This window comes from Bacillus sp. M13(2017) (assembly GCF_002218325.1).
GTDB classification, from domain to species: domain Bacteria; phylum Bacillota; class Bacilli; order Bacillales; family Bacillaceae_G; genus Bacillus_A; species Bacillus_A thuringiensis_K.
Genome location: NZ_KZ268501.1, coordinates 446706 through 468414 on the forward strand (window position 1 = coordinate 446706; position 21709 = coordinate 468414).

Here is a 21709-nt window from a genome sequence, read left to right on the forward strand (position 1 = left end):
AAATGGGAGACGTTATTGATATATATGGTTTATCACCTTTGCAAAAAGGAATACTGTTTCATACTTTATACGATCAAGATGATGAACATTCTTTTTCCTATATTGTACAAGTAGGTTTCTTGCTCGGGGGGCAATTGGATGTTGATACTTTTGAAAAGGCTTGGGAATATGTTATTAATCGACATGAGGTTTTACGTTCAGTATTTGTATGGGAGGAAGTAGAAAAGCCACTACAAGCGGTTTACCAACGTCTTCCTTTTACTATTCATCAAGAGGATTGGAGCACCTATCCACATGAGGAAAGGGTGAAGAAATTACAACAGTTTTTGAATGTAGATCGTAGAAAAGGATTTTTATTGGATGAAGCACCGTTGATGAGAGTCACTGCGATTAAAGAAGCAAAAGAGGAAACGAGAATTATTTGGACACATCATCATATTTTGCTAGATGGATGGAGTGTATCATTGGTCTTTAGTGAAGTGATGGAAGTTTATCTCAAGATGACAAAGGGAGAATTATTGACTCTTCCTAAATCTCTTCCTTATAAAAAATATATCCAGTGGATAAATAAACAAGATCAAAGTCAAGCAGAGGAATTTTGGAAAGAAGAATTAAAAGGGTTCTATGCACCTACGCCATTAGCAATGGAAAGAAAGGATCAAGGACAAGAGAAGGGCTATGGAGAGTGTGTTTATCAAGTATCTGAGAAACTTACTGAGAAGTTACAAGAGTGGGTACGAAATAGTCGATTAACGTTGAATACGTTAGTACAAGGTGCATGGGCTTATTTGATGAGTAGGTATAGCGGTGACAGTGACGTCGTATTTGGCGTAACTAGCGCTGGACGTCCTACTGATTTAATGGGAGCAGAGAATATGGTGGGGCTATTTATTAACACATTACCTACCAGAATTCGATTAACGGATAATACATCAGTAGTAGATTGGCTTCGTAAAATACAAATGAAAGAAATGGAACGAAGACAGTATGAGTATAATTCGTTGATAGATATTCAAGGCTGGAGTGAGGTTCCGCGAAATAGCTCCTTATTTCATACCTTGTATGTGTTTGAAAATTATCCAATTCAAGGTGAGAGAAATGATGATTTAAGATTACTAGATGTTACAAGCACGGAACAAACAAATTATCCTTTAACACTCATTGTAATGCCCGGTAAGAAAATTACTTTAAAGTTGATGTATGATCGAAGCTATTTTAATGAAGAAACAATAAATCTGATTCAGAATCACTTATTGCAAATATTAATTCAGATGACGAAGAGCCTAGATTCAAAACTATTTGAAATTACTCATTTAACAGAAGAAGAACAGATACAGTTACTAGAGGAATGGAATCATACTCAATTTAATTATTCGGCTGAAGGCATGATTCATACGATGTTTGAGGAGCAAGTTAAAAAAACACCGGAAGCAATCGCGGCTAGTTATGAAAATGAACAAATTACCTATAAAGAGTTGGAGAAGCGTGCAAATCAGCTAGCTCATTATCTACAAAAGCATGGTGTAGGCCCAGAGTCTCTAGTTGGGGTATATATGGAACGTTCATTACAAATGATGATAGCGTTATTAGGTATTCTAAAATCAGGAGCAGCGTATGTTCCACTTGACCCTACTTATCCAGAAAGTCGACTTCGATATATATTAGAGGATGCTGGAATCGAAGTACTAGTGACGGAAGAAAATTCTAAAAATTTGTTTGTATCTGAAAAAATAGAAACGATTTGTATGAATAAAGATTACACTGCAATTGAAAAAGAAGAATCAACCCCATGCATAAGTGGTGTAACAGGAGAAAATTTAGCGTATGTTATGTATACTTCAGGATCTACAGGGAATCCAAAGGGAGTAATGATTGAGCATCATTCAGTAATTAATTATCTAGAATGGATGCAACATAAATATCCGCTTTCTGAAAAGGATGTGGTCTTGCAGAAAACGCCATTCTCATTTGATGTCTCTGTTTGGGAATTGTTTTGGGGCATTCACGTTGGTGCAAGTGTATCTTTCCTACCTCCAGGTGGAGAAAAAGATCCTTCTATTATAGCTGAAGTGATTAAACAACATCAGGTTACTATAGTTCAATTTGTACCTTCGATGTTATCTGTTTTCTTAGACCACTTCAATCATATTGAATTGAACATGAATTGTTCGTCCGTACGCCATGTATTTTCTGGTGGAGAAGAACTAAGTTCAGGGTTGGTTAGACGATTTCAACAGAAATGGAATTATAGTGGACAAGTGAAATTAACCAACTTTTATGGACCAACTGAAGCCACTATTTATGTGAATGCATTTGATATTCAGCCTAATCAAGAATTTGTTTCTATTGGGCAGCCAATACAGAACACGCAATTATATGTATTAGACCAAAATCAACGCTTGCAATCAATAGGAATTGAGGGTGAGTTATATATTGGTGGTGCTGGTTTAGCACGTGGATACTTAAATCGTCCGAATCTTACTGCTGAAAAATTCGTTTCGCATCCATATCGATTTGGGGAACGACTATATCGAACAGGAGATTCAGTAAGATATTTAACTGATGGAAATTTAGAATTTATAGGTAGAATGGACCACCAAGTCAAAATGCGTGGTTTTAGGATTGAATTAGGAGAAATTGAAGCGACTTTAGAAAAATGTTCGTTTATTAAAGAGGCTGTCGTATTAGTTAGAGAAGATCGTCCAGGTGATCAACGATTGGTTGCATATGTAATAAGTGATGGAAATACCGAGGAGTGGAGAGAGTGTTTACAAAAACAATTACCGAATCATATGATTCCAGCGCACTTTATAGAGTTAGAACATTTCCCGCTTACTCCAAATGGGAAAATTGACCGAAAGGCCTTGCCAGCACCTGATGAGCAAGCTATTGAAGATTTAAATGTGCTACCTCGGACGCCATCGGAAGAGCTTATTGCCTCGGTTTGGAGTCAAGTGTTAGGAACAGAAAATATTGGCATTCAGGATTCCTTCTTTGAACGTGGTGGGCACTCACTACTTGCTACTCAAATTGTCTCTCGATTGCAAGAACTGTTCCAAATTAAAATTCCATTACGTGAACTTTTCAAGCACGATACAGTGGAAGCATTGGCGAAACGAGTGGATCAGTTACGAAAAGAAGATAAAAAACGAGAGGTTGCGCCCCTTGTACCTATGAAACGAGAAGAAGTTATCCCACTTTCCTATGCGCAGAAACGTCTATGGTTTATTGATCAATTAATGCCAAATAGTGCTATGTACAATATCCATGCAGCGTGTCGCTTAACAGGTGAATGGTCAATTGAAGCATTGGAGGTCGGATGGAATCAATTGTTGGAGCGTCATGAATCATTAAGGACGACAATTCTAGAACAAGAGGGTGAACCTTTTCAACAAGTTCAATCTCCTGTGTTCAGGTATATTCCTCAAACGAATCTAACAGATCTTTCCTTGGAAGATAGGGAAAGAGAAATGAAACGCCTTATTCAAAACGAGGCGGAGGAACCATTTCATTTTGGACAAGGTCCTCTGATTCGAACACGCATATTGAAAGTGGACAGGGAAGAATGGGTTCTCATTTGTACGATGCATCATATCATTTCAGATGGATGGTCAATGGGAATCTTACTTAAAGAATGGATGGCTTTTTATGAAGGAGCACTAACCGGAAAACCAGTGGAATTGAAGGAGTTATCTATCCAATATGCAGATTTTGTTATGTGGCAGAAGGAATGGCAAAAAGAGGAGAGTTTGAATCAGCATCTTCAATATTGGAAGGAAGAATTATCTGGGGAACTACCGGTTTTACAATTACCGATGGATCGTCCTCGACCTGCAGTTCAAACCCATCGTGGTGCAAGTCAGTCCTTAATAGTGGCGAATTCCTTACAGAAAAAGCTCAAAGATTTAAGTTTGCAAGAAGGATGCACTTTATTTATGACATTGATGGCAGCGTATCAAAGCTTCCTTTCTCGTTATACAGGACAGGACGACATTATAGTTGGAAGCCCAATCGCTAATCGAAATGTGAAAGAGATTGAGGGATTAATAGGATTCTTTGCAAATACGTTAGTTTATCGAGCTGATTTCAGTGGAAATCCCACGTTCCAAGAACTATTGTCGCAGGTAAGAAAAAAAGCGCTAAAAGCATTCGAGTATCAGGACATCCCATTTGAGAAAGTGGTAGAATCCGTAAAACCTGAACGGAATACAAGTCATTCACCAATATTTCAAACTATGTTTACTTTACAGAATATGAAACAAGAATTTCTTCAGCTATCTGAAAGACAAATGGAACTCATGGAAAGCCATGCTTCTGTTGCCAAATTTGATTTGAGTTTATTTGCTTCTGAGACGGAAGAAGGATTATCACTAACCTTTGAATATAATACTGATTTGTTTAATGATACAACCATTGAACGTATGGCAAGTCATTTTAAACATTGGTTAAATCAAATTGTCTCTCATCCAAAATGTATACTATCAGAACTGAATATGTTATCAAAAGTAGAATATAAGCAACTACTAGAGGAATGGAATGAATCAGCCGTTATAGATATAGAAGATAGTACGATTCATACAATGTTTGAAGAACAAGTAGAAAAAACACCAGAAGCAATTGCAGTAGTGTGCGAAGATGAAGAACTAACATATCGAGAGTTGGACGAACGCTCGAATCAGTTGGCACATTATTTACAAAAAAATGGTGTAACATGCGAATCATTAGTTGGGATTTGCGTTACACGTTCATCCGAGATGATTGTCGGTCTCTTAGGAATTATGAAGGCGGGAGGAGCATATGTCCCAATTGATCCAGCGTATCCGGAAAGTCGACTGCAGTACATTTTAGAAGATGCTCAAATAAAGGTACTGGTGACACAGGAAAAGTTACAACAAAAAATGGTTATACCTACATTCGTCAACGTCATTTGTATTGATCGTAATCGAGCAGAAATAGAACAAGAAGTTACTACGGTATGCACGAGTGAAGCGACGGGTGATAACTTAGCTTATATTATCTATACTTCAGGTTCCACGGGAAATCCAAAGGGAGTAATGATTGAGCACAGAAATACAGTAACAATGATTCATTGGGCGCATCATACGTATTCTCGAAAGGAATTAGCGGGAGTATTAGCTTCAACTTCACTATCTTTTGATTTATCCGTTTTTGAAGTATTTGTTCCCTTAACGATGGGTGGTAAGGTGATTATCGCTGAAAATGCTCTACATCTAGACAAGTTGTCTACCAAAGGTGTGACTTTGGTTAATACTGTGCCATCGGCAGCAAAGGAACTGGTTCGAGCAAAAACAATTCCTTCTTCAGTAAAGGTAATGAATTTGGCTGGAGAACCGTTACCATATCCGCTTGTTCAAGATTTATACGAGAGAAGTACGATTGAGAAGGTGTTCAACTTATATGGACCGTCTGAAGATACTACGTATTCCACGTATATGGAATTAGAAAAGGGTGTCATGCATAGGGTACCACCAATTGGTAAACCAATCTTCAATACAGAAGTATATGTATTGAGTGCTGAACAAAAAATGGTTCCAATTGGTGTAGTTGGTGAGTTGTACATTGGTGGATCAGGGTTAGCACGTGGATATTTAAAACGCCCTGACTTAACGAAAAATCGATTTATAACGCATCCGTTTAAAGAAGACGAGCGAGTATACCGGACTGGAGATCTAGTAAGGTATTTGCCGGATGGAAATTTGGAGTATGTTGGACGAATTGATCATCAGGTGAAAATTCGTGGGTTCCGGATTGAACTAGGAGAAATCGAAGCGGTATTACAAAAGCATACATTAGTTAACGAAGCTATTGTGATGGTGCGGGAAGATTATCCTGGCGATCCACGTTTGATTGCCTATGTTGTAGGAGACGGGGATGCTCAAAAGTGGCGTGATTATCTCAAGGAACAACTACCAAACTATATGATTCCATCCTATTTTGTTGGATTAAATGCATTTCCACTCACTCCTAATGGGAAAATTGATAGGAAGGCTTTACCAGCACCAGAGAAGCAGGAGATAGCAAGTTGTTATATTGCTCCTCGTACGTCTACGGAAAAAACAATTGTTTCGATATGGCATGAAGTTTTAGGTATGGAAAACATCGGAATTCAAGATTCGTTTTTTGAAATTGGTGGACATTCATTACTTGCTACGCAAGCTGTTTCCAATCTTAAAGAGGCTTTTGGAATCGAGATACCATTGCATGATTTATTTATATTTCATACGGTGCAGCAATTGGCAGAACAGATTGATCAATTGCTCGATAACAAAAATCAAGAAATGCAGAATGATAGTAAGGAGAATGTAAGTCTTCAAGACTATATTCAAAAAGAAGCAGAAGTCAGTAATGATGAAGAATTACTAGAACTGCTTAAGCAATTAGAAGAGCTATCAGAGGAAGAAGCACATGGGATATTCGAGAGTAATTTGATTGAGGAAGGGGTAAAAAAATGAGAAGTGATTTACTTGCAAAGCTGAGTTCACTTTCTCCTGAGAAGAGAGCATGGCTTCAGAAGCAAATGCAAAAAAAGGAGAATAAAGAAGCACTCCCGTTGTCTTATGCACAACAACGTTTGTGGTTTATGGACAGATTTAACCCAAACAGTTCTTTATATAATATTCCAACAGTATGGCATCTAAAAGGAAATTGGATACCTGAAGCATTAGAGAAGGGATTCAATCGACTCATTGAACGTCATGAATCATTACGAACTGTTTTTAAAGAAATAGGAGAACAGCCTGTGCAACAAATTGTCGAATTCCTTCCTAGAGCATTACCTGTAAGGGATTACTCTCAACTTCCTCTAGAAGTAAAAGAAAAAGAGGTAAATAGTTTAATTGCGAGCGAAGCGCAAGAACCATTTGATTTAATGAATGGTCCTTTAATTCGTAATCAGCTTGTTCAATTAGAGAAGGATGAATGGTTATTACTGTGTACGATGCATCATATTATTTCTGATGCTTGGTCCATTGGTATATTCATGAATGAATGCCTTGCTTTCTATGAAGAAGAAACGGGTGGAAATCCTGCTAAATTAAGTTCATTATCTATTCAATATGCAGACTTTGCGAAGTGGCAAAAGGGGTGGTTGCAAGGTGATGTGCTAAATCGTCAGCTTACGTATTGGCAGGAAGAATTGTCTGGTGAGCTTCCTATCTTACAACTGCCAGTGGATCGACCTCGACCGGTTAAGCAGACTTACTCTGGGGCTGCGCATCACGTGATTTTTCCTTATAAATTGCTCAGTCAATTGAAGGATATAAGCCGACAAGAAGGATCCACTTTATTTATGACTTTAATGGCCGCATACCAGAGCTTTCTTGCTCGTTATACGGGACAAAAAGATATTCTAGTTGGTAGCCCGATTGCAAATCGGAACCATAAGGGAGTAGAAGGATTAATTGGTTTCTTTGTTAATACGTTGGTTTATCGATCAGATTTGAGTGGCACCCCTACCTTTCGGGAGATTTTGAACCAAACAAAGAAAAAAGCGTTAAAAGCTTACGAATATCAAGATATACCATTTGAAAAAGTGGTAGAAGCTGTGCAACCTGAACGAAGCATGAGTCATTCCCCTATATTTCAGACCATGTTTACGCTACAGAATATAAAACAAGAACGACTAGATTTGCCTGATAGAAGTATTGAAATGGTAGAAAGTAATATGTCTATTGCTAAATTTGATTTGAGCTTAACTGCCTATGAAGTGGAAGAAGGTCTATTCGTCTCATTTGAATACAACACGGATTTATTTGATAGTAGTACCATTGCACGTATGGCAGGACATTTTGAAAACTGGCTAAATGAAATCACGTATCATCCAGATGAATCATATACAAAGCTGTCAATGTTATCGGATACTGAGCAAAAACAACTCCTAGAAGAATGGAATGATACGGACGTAGTTTATGGTCATGATTGTATGATTCATGAGCTATTTGAGCAGCAAGTTGCACGGACACCTGACGCAGTGGCGGTAGTTTATGAGGGTGGAAAGCTAACGTATCAAGAACTAAATGAAAAATCGAATCAATTGGCACATTTTCTACAAAAACGAGGTATCGGACCTGAATCATTGGTTGGTATATGTATTGAACGTTCTCCTGATATGATTATCGGTCTCTTTGGGATTTTGAAGGCAGGTGGGGCTTATGTCCCACTGGACCCAAGTTATCCTGAAAACCGCCTGAGATATATTTTGGAGAATTCACAAATTCAAGTGCTGTTAACAAAAGAGGCACTACAGGACTGGTTACCTAAAGATATTCAAGCAATTTGTTTAGACCGGGATCAAGTGATGATTTCTAAAGAGAGTAATTTAGCTCCGGTAAGTGGAGTAACAGCAAATAACTTAGCCTATATTATATACACTTCGGGTTCGACGGGAAATCCAAAGGGGGTAATGATTGAACATCATTCCGTTATCAACCGCCTACAGTGGATGCAGAAAAAATACCCATTGTCCGAGGAGGATACAATCCTACAAAAGACACCGTTTTCATTTGATGTTTCTGTATGGGAATTATTTTGGTGGTCATTTGTAGGAGCACGTGTTTGTTTACTTCCACCAGGAGGAGAGAAAGATCCTGCGGTGATTGAGGAGTATATTGAACGATATCGCGTGTCCACCATACACTTTGTTCCGTCGATGTTATCTACTTTCTTAGATTATATGGAACTATATAATTCGAAAAGGGATGTATCGTCTTTAATTCAAGTTTTTACTAGTGGAGAAGCGTTAAACACTGAGCATGTTCGCCGGTTTAAGGGGATCTTTTACAATGTTCAGCAAACAAAGTTAATTAACTTGTATGGTCCTACTGAAGCGACTGTGGATGTGACTTATTACAATTGTGATTTAGAAAAAGAAGCAATGATTATTCCGATTGGTCGTCCAATTGATAATACAGAGTTGTATGTGTTAGATCAATATCAACAAGTAGTCCCGATTGGTGTGGCAGGGGAACTTTACCTTGGAGGAGTAGGATTGGCACGTGGCTACTTCAATCGACCGGATTTAACTACTGAACGTTTTATTCCGCATCCTTTTAAGGACGGGGAACGATTATATCGAACGGGTGACTTGGTGAGATATATGAATGATCGTAACTTAGAATATATTGGAAGAATAGATAACCAAGTTAAAATTAGAGGATTCCGAATTGAATTGGGAGAAATTGAAGCAGCTTTACATGATCACTCATCTGTAAAAGAGGCAGTCGTGTTGGTGAAGGAAGAACGACCAGGAGATAAGCAGTTAGTAGCTTATGTAGTGGGTGAAGGGGATGCTGGAGAATGGCGTGAATATCTCAAGAAGCAATTACCACATTATATGGTTCCGGCATACTTTTTCCAAATTGAAGGTATGCCACTCACTCCAAATGGTAAAGTGAATCGGAAAGCATTATTGGAATTAGAAGAACAGTTCATAAGTGAAGATATTACTTCATCACGAACACCAGTGGAGGAGCTCATCGTTTCCGTTTGGAGCCAAGTGTTAGGAATAAAAAATATTAGTGTTCAGGATTCCTTTTTTGAAATCGGTGGTCATTCACTACTAGCTACTCAAGTAGTGTCACGTTTACAGAGAATTTTTCAAATCGAATTACCAGTACGTGAACTATTTGAATATACAACGGTGGAGTCACTGGCAAAGCGATTAGAACAGTTACGTAAAGGAGATAAAAAACGAGAGATTCCGCCACTAATACCAATGAAACGAGGAGAAGCTATTCCACTATCTTATGCCCAACAACGTTTATGGTTTATTGATCAATTTACACCTAATAGTGCCCTTTACAATATGCCAATGGTATGCCGTCTTACAGGGAATTGGCTACTTGAAGCATTGGAAACGGGATGGAATCAACTAATAGAACGTCATGAATCACTGCGGACGGTCTTTCAAGAGGTGAATGGTCAACCCGTACAGCAAATTGAACCGTATGCTTTTCAATCAATTCCGAAAACGGATTTAACTATGCTTTCTTCTGAAGATCAAGAAGAAGAAGTTAAACGTTTAATTCAACAAGAAACAGAAGTACCATTTGATTTAACAGAGGGTCCATTAATCAGGACAAGTATTTTGCACGTGGGAGAGGAAGAATGGATACTCCTTTGTACTCTACATCATATCATTTCAGATGGATGGTCAATGGGAATCCTACTTGAAGAATGGATGGCATTTTATGAGAAAGCAACGGATGGAAAGGTAGCGGAACTTGAACCATTACCGGTTCAATATGCCGACTTTGCTCAGTGGCAAAAGGGATGGCTAAAGGAGGAGGTGCTTGATCAACAACTCCAATATTGGAGGGAAGAATTGTCTGGGGAGCTTCCTGTACTCCAACTTCCTGTGGATCGCCCGCGTCCCGCAATACAAACACATCACGGGTCGACATACACTCTGGTTCTGCCAAGCGCGCTACATGATAAATTGAATGAACTTAGTCGAAAAGAAGGGGCTACACTCTTCATGACGCTTTTAGCTGCATATCAAAGTTTTCTATCTCGTTATACGGGACAAGAAGATATTCTGGTCGGAAGCCCAATTGCGAATCGGAATTATAGAGAAATTGAAGGACTAATTGGTTTCTTCGTTAACACGCTGGTTTATCGAGCTAATTTGAGTGGTAGACCGACATTTCAAGATGTACTGTATCAGGTTCGTCAAAAGGCATTGAAGGCGTATGAATATCAAGATATTCCATTTGAAAAAATTGTAGAAGTTGTGCAACCGGAGCGAAGTACAAGTCATTCGCCAATTTTCCAGACTATGTTCATCTTGCAAAATATGAAACAAGAGTTACCGGTGTTATCTAGTAGAAGTATTGAAATGATAGAAAGCCATAGTCCAATTGCAAAGTTTGATTTAAGTGTAATGGCAGTTGAGACGGAAGAGGGATTACTTTTTACTTTTGAGTACAATAAGGATTTATTCAATGCTACTACTATTGAACGGATGGCAGGACACTTTGAGAAATGGCTACATGAAGTTTCTCATCGCCCACAAAATCCGTTGCATGACCTGAGCATGCTATCAGAAACCGAGCGTACTTTGTTATTAGAAACATGGAATGACACTGTAATGGAAATGTCTCATCAGGGTCTTATTTGCGACAAATTTGAGGAGCAAGTAGCAAGGCGTCCTGATGCGATTGCGGTAGTTGATCAAACAAAACAGTGGACTTATGGTGAATTGGATACACAAGCAAATCAGTTGGCAAATGTTTTACAGCGAAAGGGAGTAGCTCCAGAGTCAGTGGTAGGGGTTTATCTTCCGAGATCAGCTGAGCTGATGGTAAGTTTACTAGGCATTTTAAAAGCTGGTGGAGCATATGTCGTTTTAGATCCGTTGTATCCAAAATCAAGGTTAGAATACATGATTGAAGATGCAGGAATTCAATTTGTAGTGACGGCGGAAGGACAAGACGGACATTTCGCACACGTCGAAATGGTGAGGTTAGAAGAATTAACGGTGGAAAGCGTAATCGCACCTACACGTCAAATAAATCCAGAGAACTTAGCCTATATTGTTTATACCTCTGGTTCTACAGGAAAACCGAAGGGTGTAATGGTTGAATATCGCTCATTAATGAATATGGTTTCTTGGCATCAGGAAGTTTATCATATTTCAGCAGAGGATCGTGCGACTCAGATTGCAGGGGTTGCTTTTGATTCGGCTGTCCAGGAGATTTGGCCGTATCTAACTGCTGGCGCAGCGCTCTACTTGTCAACAGAGGAACTGAGAATTAATCCAGAAGCACTAAGGGACTGGCTCATTGATTCACGAATAACAGCTAGCTTTGCACCTACGCCTATTCTGGAAAGACTCTTGAAATTATCTTGGCCAGATAAAACGGATCTTCGTTTTATCATTACTGGTGGGGATCAATTAACGCAGTATCCATCTAACGATATTCCTTTTGCGGTAATTAATCAGTATGGTCCATCGGAGAATACCGTTGTTACCACAGATTGTTATGTACCTGTAGGAGTGACAACAGGTACGCCATCGATTGGTCGACCGATTGCGAATACAGAAGTTTATGTGTTAGATTCTCATCTTCAGCTAGTACCAACTGGTGTAATTGGAGATCTCTATATCGGAGGGAAGAGTCTTGCACGTGGATATGCTAATCGTCCGGATCTTACAAAGGAAAAATTTATTCCACATCCTTTCAAGTCAGGAGAACGTCTCTATTATACAGGAGACAAAGCAAGTTATCTTTCTGATGGTAATCTCCAGTTCCATGGACGTATAGATGACCAAGTGAAAATTCGTGGTTTCCGGATTGAATTGGGAGAAATAGAAGCTGTTTTGCAGGCGCATTCTTCTGTGAAAGAAGCTGTTGTATTGGTGCGAGAGGATAATCAAGGTGATAAGAGATTAGTAGCTTATGTAGTTGGTGAAGGAAGTGTCCATGAATGGCGAGAACATCTACAAACACATTTACCTAATTACATGGTTCCAACAAACTTTATTGAGATGGAATTTTTACCACTTACACCGAATGGAAAACTTGATTTGAAGGCATTGCCTATACTTAGTGAACAATCCGCTGAAAATACTGTATACCCAAGAACTCCGCTGGAAGAACTTATTGCTTCAGTGTGGAGTCAAGTGCTAGGAATAAGAGACATTGATGTTCAGGATTCTTTCTTTGAGCTCGGTGGTCACTCTCTACTTGCTACACAAGTGGTCTCACGCTTACAGGAAGTCTTTCAAATCAAATTGCCAGTACGTGAACTGTTCGAATATTCAACGGTCGAGGCATTATCGAAACGAATAGATCAGTTACGTAAGGGGAGCGAAAAACGAGAAATTCCACCATTGATGCCGATGGAACGAGGGGGAAATATTCCACTGTCTTATGCCCAACAGCGCTTATGGTTTATTGAACAATTTGCACCTAATAGTGCACTTTATAATATGCCGATGGTATGCCGGCTTACAGGGAATTGGTTACCTGAGGCATTGGAGTTGGGATGGAATCAGTTGATAGAGCGTCATGAATCTTTGCGGACTGTATTTTATGAAGAGGATGGCCATCCTGTGCAGCAGATTCAAACGTACGTTTTCCGTCCGCTTCTGCAAATGGACTTAAATAAGCTTTCATTAGAGGAGCGAGAAAGAAAGTTGGAGCAATGGATTCAAACTGAAGTCGAATCTCCATTTGATTTAGAACAAGGGCCATTATTCCGTGGGAAACTCATAAGAATTTCAGAAGAAGAATGGGTTCTTCTGTGTAATATGCATCATATTATCTCGGATGGGTGGTCGATGGAAATCTTGCTTCAAGAATGGATGGCATTTTATGAGAATGCGATTGGTGAAAAACAAGCAGAGCTGGAACCACTACAAGTTCAATATGCCGATTTTGCTCAGTGGCAAAGAGACTGGTTGAAAGATGAAGTACTATATCAACAGCTTGCATATTGGAAGGAAGAATTATCTGGTGAGTTACCAGTCTTAATGTTGCCAATGGATCGTCCGCGTCCGCCAGTGCAAACCCATCATGGATTAACTCATAATGTTTTGTTGTCACGCTCATTACTGGATAAATTAAACGAACTAAGTCGTCAAGAAGGGGCCACACTTTTCATGACCTTATTGGCATCGTATCAAAGTTTCCTTGCTCGTTATACGGGACAAACGGATATTATTGTTGGTAGCCCAATTGCAAATCGAAATTATCGAGAAATTGAGGGGCTGATTGGTTTCTTTGTCAACACTTTGGTTTATCGAGCTGATTTAAGTAATGCACCGGCATTTCAAGAGTTGTTGTCTCAAGTGCGGATAAAAGCATTGAAGGCGTATGAGTATCAAGATGTTCCGTTTGAGAAAATTGTAGAGGTTATCCAACCTGAACGAAATACAAGCCATTCCCCGATTTTTCAAACCATGTTTACTTTGCAAAATACGGGACAGAAGCTACCAGAATTACATGGAAGAAATATAGAAGTAATGGAAAGTAATGCTCCGATCACTAAGTTTGATTTAAGTTTAACTGCTGCAGAAGTGGAAGAGGGTTTATTACTTACTTTTGTTTATAGAACTGATTTATTTGACAGCTTAACTATTGAATCCATGGCTGAACATTTTGGGAACTGGTTGAATGTAATCGTGGAGAATCCTGATAAATCATTAGCTAAGTTGCCTATATTATCAGGATTACAGCAAAAACAGTTGGAGGAGTGGAATAATAATAATGTAGCATATCCACAGGAAAGTACGATTCATCAGCTGTTTGAAGAGCAAGTAAATCGTACACCTGATGCGGTAGCAGTGGTAGATGAAAAACAGCAGTTAACATATCGAGAGCTGAATGAAAAAGCTAATCAATTGGCCCGCTATCTTCAGCAATGTGGGATTGGGACTGAATCATTAGTTGGAATTTGCTTTGAGCGTTCAGTTGAGATGATTGTTAGTATTATGGGGATCTGGAAGGCTGGAGCAGCATATGTTCCATTGGACCCATCATATCCAGAAAGTCGCCTACGATATATTTTGGAGGACACTGAAATTCAAGTATTAGTTACGAATGAGTCATTGGAAGGCTGGATACCCAAAGAAGTCAAGGCAGTTTGTCTAGATAGGGATCAGGCAATGATTTCAAAAGAAAGCATTTTTTCACCAAAATGTGAAGTAACAGGAGAAAACCTAGCGTATGTTATCTATACTTCGGGATCGACGGGGAATCCAAAGGGTGTCTTGATACAGCATCATTCTGTACTAAACTTGTCGCATGGTTTACAAAAAGAGGTTTTCGAACATGAGATACCATCTAACATGCATGTCGGTTTAAATGCGTCAATTGCCTTTGATGCATCTATTCAGCAATTACAAATGCTGCTTTATGGTTCAAGTTTGTATATTATTCCGAATGAAGTACGAAGTGATCCGGAACAGTTTGTAGCTTATATTAGGGAGAACAAGTTAGCAATCTTTGATATAACGCCTTCAATGCTTCAATTACTTATAGATGCCGGATTGTTAGAAACGTACGATGGCGTTCATGTTCCAAGTAAGGTATTGGTTGGCGGCGAAGCAATTATGCCGTCATTATGGGAACAGCTAGTAGAGACTGATAAAATGGAGTTTTATAATGTATATGGTCCTACAGAATGTACGGTTGATGCAACATGCTATCATATTAAAAAAGATAGTAAGAGAGTAACAATTGGGCGTCCATTGCCTAACATCCAAACTTATGTATTAGATAGAAATAGGTTGCCAGTTCCAGTTGGTGTGATGGGGGAACTTTATATCGGAGGAGCAGGTCTAGCAAGGGGGTACTTGAATCGTCCAGAGTTAACATCCGAACGATTTATTTCTCATCCATTCAAAGAAGGCGAGAGGTTATATAGAACAGGTGATCTTGTGAGATATCTTCCTGATGGTAATATAGCCTACTTAGGAAGAATGGATAATCAAGTGAAGATTAGAGGATTTCGAATTGAACTTGGAGAGATTGAGTCGACCTTACAGGAGCATTACTTAGTAAAAGAGGCAGTTGTAATGGTTAGGGAAAATCAGTCGGGAGATAAGAGGCTGGTAGCTTATGTAGTGGGCGAAGGCAGTTTAGAAGAATGGCGAGAGTATCTTAAAACAAAACTGCCAATCCATATGATACCTTCCTACTTTGTCGAAATGAAAGAATTACCGCTAACCATAAATGGAAAGGTTGATCGGAAATCGTTACCTATACCAGATTATCAAGGAACAAAAGAAGGATACGTGGCCCCAAGAAATGAACGTGAACATAGGCTTTCTATCATTTGGGAACGTGTGCTAGGTTCAAAACGTATTGGTATGAATGATAACTTCTTTGAAATTGGTGGAGATTCAATTCTTAGCATTCAGATTGTCTCGCGCGCGAAGCAAGTTGGTTTACAATTGACAGCAAAACAAATATTTGAACACCAAACGATTGCTGAGTTGGCGCAAGTAGTCAAAGAAGAACAAGGTGTACAAGCTGAACAGGGAATTATAACTGGAGAGACGATACTTACACCTATTCAGCAAAGGTTTTTTGCACAAAATCATCCTAACCCACATCATTGGAATCAATCCATGTTCTTTAGAACGAAAGAGAAATTGGACATAGGATCACTGGAAAAGGCGGCAGGTAACCTTCTACTTCATCATGATGCTCTGCGTTTAAGATATGAACGTTTGCCTAATGGGGTTTGGAAACAGTGGAATGAAGGAATAGAAGAACAATTGATGCTTACTGTCATTTCATTAGACGAAGTGCCGGAAGCTGATTGGCATCAGGTTATTCAAAAAGAGATTAATGTTGCACAAGAAAGTTTGAATTTACATGATGGTCCGCTAATGAGAATGGTGTATTTTGATGAAGGTGAGCACGCTGGCCGATTATTTTGGACAATTCATCATTTAGCCGTGGATGGTGTTTCTTGGCGAATTTTATTGGAAGATTTGCAAACAGCATATACGCAAGTAGTCCAAGGGCAGAAAATTCAATTACCTATGAAGAGTACATCTTTTAAAGAATGGTCGGAGAAATTACATCATTACGCTGAAACTGGACTATCAAAAGAAGTGCTACATTACTGGGAGGAGCAGGCTGAACAAGACGTAGTTAAATTGCCGGTAGATGGTACTATAAGTAATCCAGTAAGCGCAGTAACTGAGGAAATTACTGTGGTGTTAAATGAGAATGAGACCCGTATGTTATTGCAAGAGACTTTAAGCACTCACCGTGTCCAAATCAATGAAGTATTATTAGCAGCATTAGTACAAGCTACGGCAGCATGTACGGGGCAGCCGATATTGAGCGTAGATTTAGAGGGACATGGTCGAGAAGAGATTATTGAAGATGTTGATTTATCGAGAACTGTGGGATGGTTTACAAGTATTTACCCAGTTCATTTAAATATTACTAGTGCTAATACGCCAATTGAAGCATTAAAAGCAGTTAAAGAACAAGTTCGCAAAATTCCTAATAAGGGTGTTGATTATGGGGTGTTGCGTTACATGAACGCAACAATGTGTGAGCAATTAAGCTCCCAATATACACCGTCTATTAGTTTTAACTATCTTGGACAATTTGACCAAATGTTTTCTAGCGATGCAATGTTTATTCCGGAGAACGAATTTAAGCGTTTAGATCATGCAGCCGGTTCCAAGCGATCGCATGTAATTGATGTAATTGGGGTTGTAACGGATGGAAAACTTCAGTTCACTTGGGTATACAATGTTGGACAATTTGCCAAATCAACGATTCAAAGTATTGCACAGAATATGCTATATCAACTGAGTACATTGATTCAATTTTCAGATAGGGAATCTGCACTGACCATTTCGGATTTTGCAATGGCTAATCTTAGCCAAGAAGGTTTGACAAATGTACTAAACAAAATGCATCGCGGAAAGAACAATCAGATTACTGATTTATATCCACTATCACCTTTGCAAGAAGGTATGATTTTCCACACATTGCATGACCAAGGGGATGAACATGTTGCACCGTATATAGTGCAATTGAGTTTTATGATTCGAGGAAAAATGAATATTCCTACATTTGAGCAGGCGTGGAAATCTGTAATTCAGCGGCATGAAATTTTTCGTACAGCATTTGTATGGGACGAAATTGAAGAACCTGTACAAGTGGTGTATGAAAATATCCCATTTAAAGTGAACAAAGAAGACTGGCGTACAATGACAAGTGAAGAGATAGAGGAAAAAAGAAAAGTCTTTTTGGCATTAGATCGAAAACAAGCCTTCCAATTTGATGAAGCACCATTGATGCGGGTAACAGTCATTCAAGAAGGTGAGGAAGAATATCGGATTGTTTGGACCCATCACCATATTTTACTGGATGGATGGAGTTTACCATTAGTATTTAATGAATTACTTACAGTCTATCAGAAGAGAATGAATGGAGAAGCTGTGAAGTTACCTAAGTCCTCACCATATAAGAAATATATCCAATGGTTAAGAGAGCAAGATAAGGAGCAGGCGGAACAATTCTGGAGAGAGAAGCTAAAAGGTTTTACTGCGCCAACTTTGCTGGGCTTAGAAAGTAAAGAGGAAGAAAAAGGTTACACAGAGAAGGTTACGTATTTATCAGAAGAGCAGACTCAAGCGTTACAAGGATGGGCGAAACGCAATAAACTTACTTTGAGTACAGTAATTCAAGGTGCATGGGCATATCTCATGAGCCGATATAGTGGAGAAAATGACATTGTTTTTGGTGTAACAAGCTCAGGGCGTTCTACGGAGATTATTGATGTTGAAAACATCGTAGGTCCTTTCATTACAACGTCACCGACGCGAATTCAATTGGTGGATGATATAAAATTAATAGATTGGTTGCAGAAGATACAAGAGGAAGAGATAGAAAGAAGACAATATGAGTATGCTTCTTTGACAGAGATTCAGGGGTGGAGTGAAGTTCCTAGAGGAATACCGCTGTTCAATAGTTTATATGTGTTTGAAAATTATCCAGTGAAAGAGGAGTCTTCAGAAAATCTGGAAATTGGTGAATTGGAAGGGGTAGAACAAACCCACTACCCATTAGGGTTAGCTGTAGTTCCAGGAATCCAGTTATCGTTAAAGTTAATGTATGACCGTAGTAAGTTTAATAGAGTAACCATTGAACGAATGCTGGGTCATTTACACCAAGTGTTAATGCAAATGCTCAAAAACATTGATCAAAATCTATCGGAGCTAGTATATATTACGGAAGCTGAACAAAGAAAGCTATTGGAAGAATGGAATAATAATACTATATCCTATCCACGTGAGAATGCAATCCATCAACTATTCGAAGAGCAAGTAAATCGTACGCCTGACGCGTTGGCAGTGGTAGATGAAAAACAGCAACTAACATATCGGGAGCTGAATGAAAGAGCTAATCAATTAGCCCATCATTTACAGAAATGTGGAATTGGGACAGAGTCATTAGTTGGCCTTTGCTTTGAGCGTTCAGTTGAGATGGTTGTTGGTCTCATGGGAATTTGGAAGGCTGGAGCAGCCTATGTTCCATTGGATCCATCGAATCCGGAAAGCCGCCTGCAATATATTTTAGAAGACACAGGAATTAAAGTGTTAGTTACAAATGAGGTATTACTAGGATGGATACCTAAAGACATCAAGACAGTTTGCCTAGATAGGGACCAAGCAATGATTTCTCAAGAAAGCAAACTTTCACCAATATGTGAGGTAACAGGGGAAAACTTAGCGTATGTTATCTATACTTCTGGTTCGACAGGGAATCCAAAGGGGGCTTTAGTACAGCACCATTCTGTAATAAACCTATCCTATGGTTTACAAAAAGAAGTTTTCTCACATGAGATACCTAGTAATATGCGCGTCGGTTTGAATGCGTCAATTGCCTTTGATGTATCTATTCAGCAATTACAAATGTTGCTTTATGGTTCAAGTTTATATATTATCCCAAGTGAAGTTCGCACTAATCCGGAACAATTTGTATCCTATATTAGGGAGAATAAATTGGAAATGTTTGATATGACACCTTCATTGCTTCAATTACTTATAGATGGAGGATTGCTAGAAATAAGTGCAGATGTTCATGTACCAAGTAAGATATTAGTCGGTGGTGAAGCAATCATGCCATCATTATGGGAACAGCTAGTAGAGACCGAAAAAATTGATTTTTATAACGTCTACGGTCCTACAGAATGTACGGTTGATACAACGTGTTATCATATTCAAACAGATAGTAAGAGAGTTACAATTGGACGTCCGTTGCCGAACGTGCAAACTTATGTATTGGATAAAAATTTGTTACCTGTTCCAGTTGGTGTAACAGGTGAGTTATATATCGGTGGTGCAGGTATAGCGAGAGGATACTTGAATCGTCCAGAATTAACAGCAGAGCGATTTATCCGTCATCCATTTAATGAAGAAGAGCGTTTATATCGTACTGGAGATTTGGTTCGTTATTTACCTGATGGTAATTTAGATTACTTGAGAAGAATTGATAATCAAGTGAAAATTAGGGGCTTTCGTATTGAACTTGAAGAGATTGAAGCGAATCTAGAGAGGCATCCATTGGTAAAAGAAACAGTAGTTTTGGTAACAGAGGATAAATTAGGAGAGCAGAGATTGGTTGCTTATGTAGTTGGAGATGGAAGTATGCATGATTGGCGTGAATATCTCAAGAGACAAGTACCGAATTATATGGTTCCCGCACACTTTATTAAGGTAGACGAGATTCCTCTTACAACGAATGGAAAAGTTGATCGAAAGGCATTGAACAATTTAACTATTCAAAGAGAAAATAACTTCTCTACACCAATCATTCCAAGGGATGAAATTGAATATCAGTTGATTAAAATCTGGCAGGATGTGTTACAGATAGAAGATGTGTATGTAAATGATGATTTCTTTAATAGAGGGGGACACTCTCTCCTTGTAATTAAATTAGTTTCAAAAATTAGGGAGAAGTTTGGAAAAGAGATTAAGGTGTCTACATTGGTTAAGAATCCAACAGTGGAAGGAATCGCATGCCTTATCCGTGATAAGCATGATATGACGAAATCGGTATCAGCGCTGGTTCCACTGCAAGAATCAGAAAAAAGACCTTTCTTCTGCGTTCATCCGTTTATGGGGAATGTATTTTGTTACATTCAACTAGCAAGATTGCTTAAGAACCATTGTTCATTTTATGGTTTACAGAATCCTCTTATAGAAAAGAAAGAAATTGACGAGTTAACTTTGCCGGAAGTAATTCAACTTTACATCGAAGAAATAAAACGTGTTCAGCCAGAAGGCCCATATCGTCTTGGAGGATGGTCTTTAGGCGGTGCAATTGCTTATGAAATCGCAACTGTGTTAAAGAATCAAGGTGAGGAAGTTGAGTTGTTGGTACTCATGGATACTAAAGTACCTTCAAAGCAGGACTATAAAACGAGTGAGGATATGCTCTCATATATATCTAAGCATTTCATTCCTAGAGATCTTACTGAGCAGGAAGGAGGCCTCGTCCATCAACAAGATATGCTTGTGGAGCGATTAATTATTGAAGGCGTACTCCCACCTGATGCAGATCTTATGAATTTGAAGCAAGTTATCAATGCTCATAGGAAATGCCTGAACATAATGGCAGAGCATGACTTGATACCATACTTTGGGGAAGTTATCTACTTTAGTGCTGAGGAGGGAAAAGAGTTGTTTACAGATTGGGGACCTTTATTAAAAGGAAGAGTAAATAAGTATTCTGTCCCTGGATCACATGAAGAAATAGTGAGCTCCCCGGCAGTTGAAAAGATAGCTAAGTACCTATTAAATGAATTTGAAGGGATAAAAGAGAAATCCATTTTATTAACGGAAAAGTAGAGAGTATAAAAGATGCAACGCAATGAACGAAAAGGGTAGACCAATACCTGCATATCAAGTGCAGGGAATAATGAATATATTAAGAGCATTACTTTTTAAGGGGATAATGTAAAAAGTAATTGGTAAAGACGTAGAAATCTTTATGAGTTATTCATAGTATGATGTAAATACTATGAAATCTTTGTAATAGAAGCGAATGCCTGATGATATTACTGAGGGAAGGTGCATATTTTCATTGATATGTAAATATGCACCTTTTCTATTGTATTTGCAATTTAATAAAGTTAATTTGAATTTATGTAACGCACATATATGAAGCCATCCTTTAAAAAAAGGAAGTGATTTATCATACACATT

At 38.7% G+C, this 21709-nt stretch carries 2 protein-coding genes; both read left to right on the forward strand.

Annotation, left to right across the window (positions count from 1 at the left end; all coding sequences use genetic code 11):
* The first annotated feature begins 2 nt into the window (after positions 1–2).
* The gene (locus CGQ22_RS08685; protein ID WP_089148562.1) at positions 3–6473 is read left to right on the forward strand and encodes a non-ribosomal peptide synthetase; all 6471 of its coding nucleotides are present in this window, start codon (positions 3–5) and stop codon (positions 6471–6473) included.
* Positions 6470–21352: a non-ribosomal peptide synthetase gene (locus CGQ22_RS08690; protein ID WP_089148563.1), complete on the forward strand. Its 14883-nt coding sequence runs from the start codon at positions 6470–6472 to the stop codon at positions 21350–21352. The genes CGQ22_RS08685 and CGQ22_RS08690 overlap by 4 nt, the downstream gene beginning before the upstream one ends.
* Positions 21353–21709: the final 357 nt, after the last annotated feature.

Bases quoted from the DNA above. Each gene is read 5' to 3' on its own strand.
- CGQ22_RS08685 (WP_089148562.1), top strand. From the start codon at position 3: ATGGGAGACGTTATTGATATATATGGTTTATCACCTTTGCAAAAAGGA.
- CGQ22_RS08690 (WP_089148563.1), top strand. From the start codon at position 6,470: ATGAGAAGTGATTTACTTGCAAAGCTGAGTTCACTTTCTCCTGAGAAG.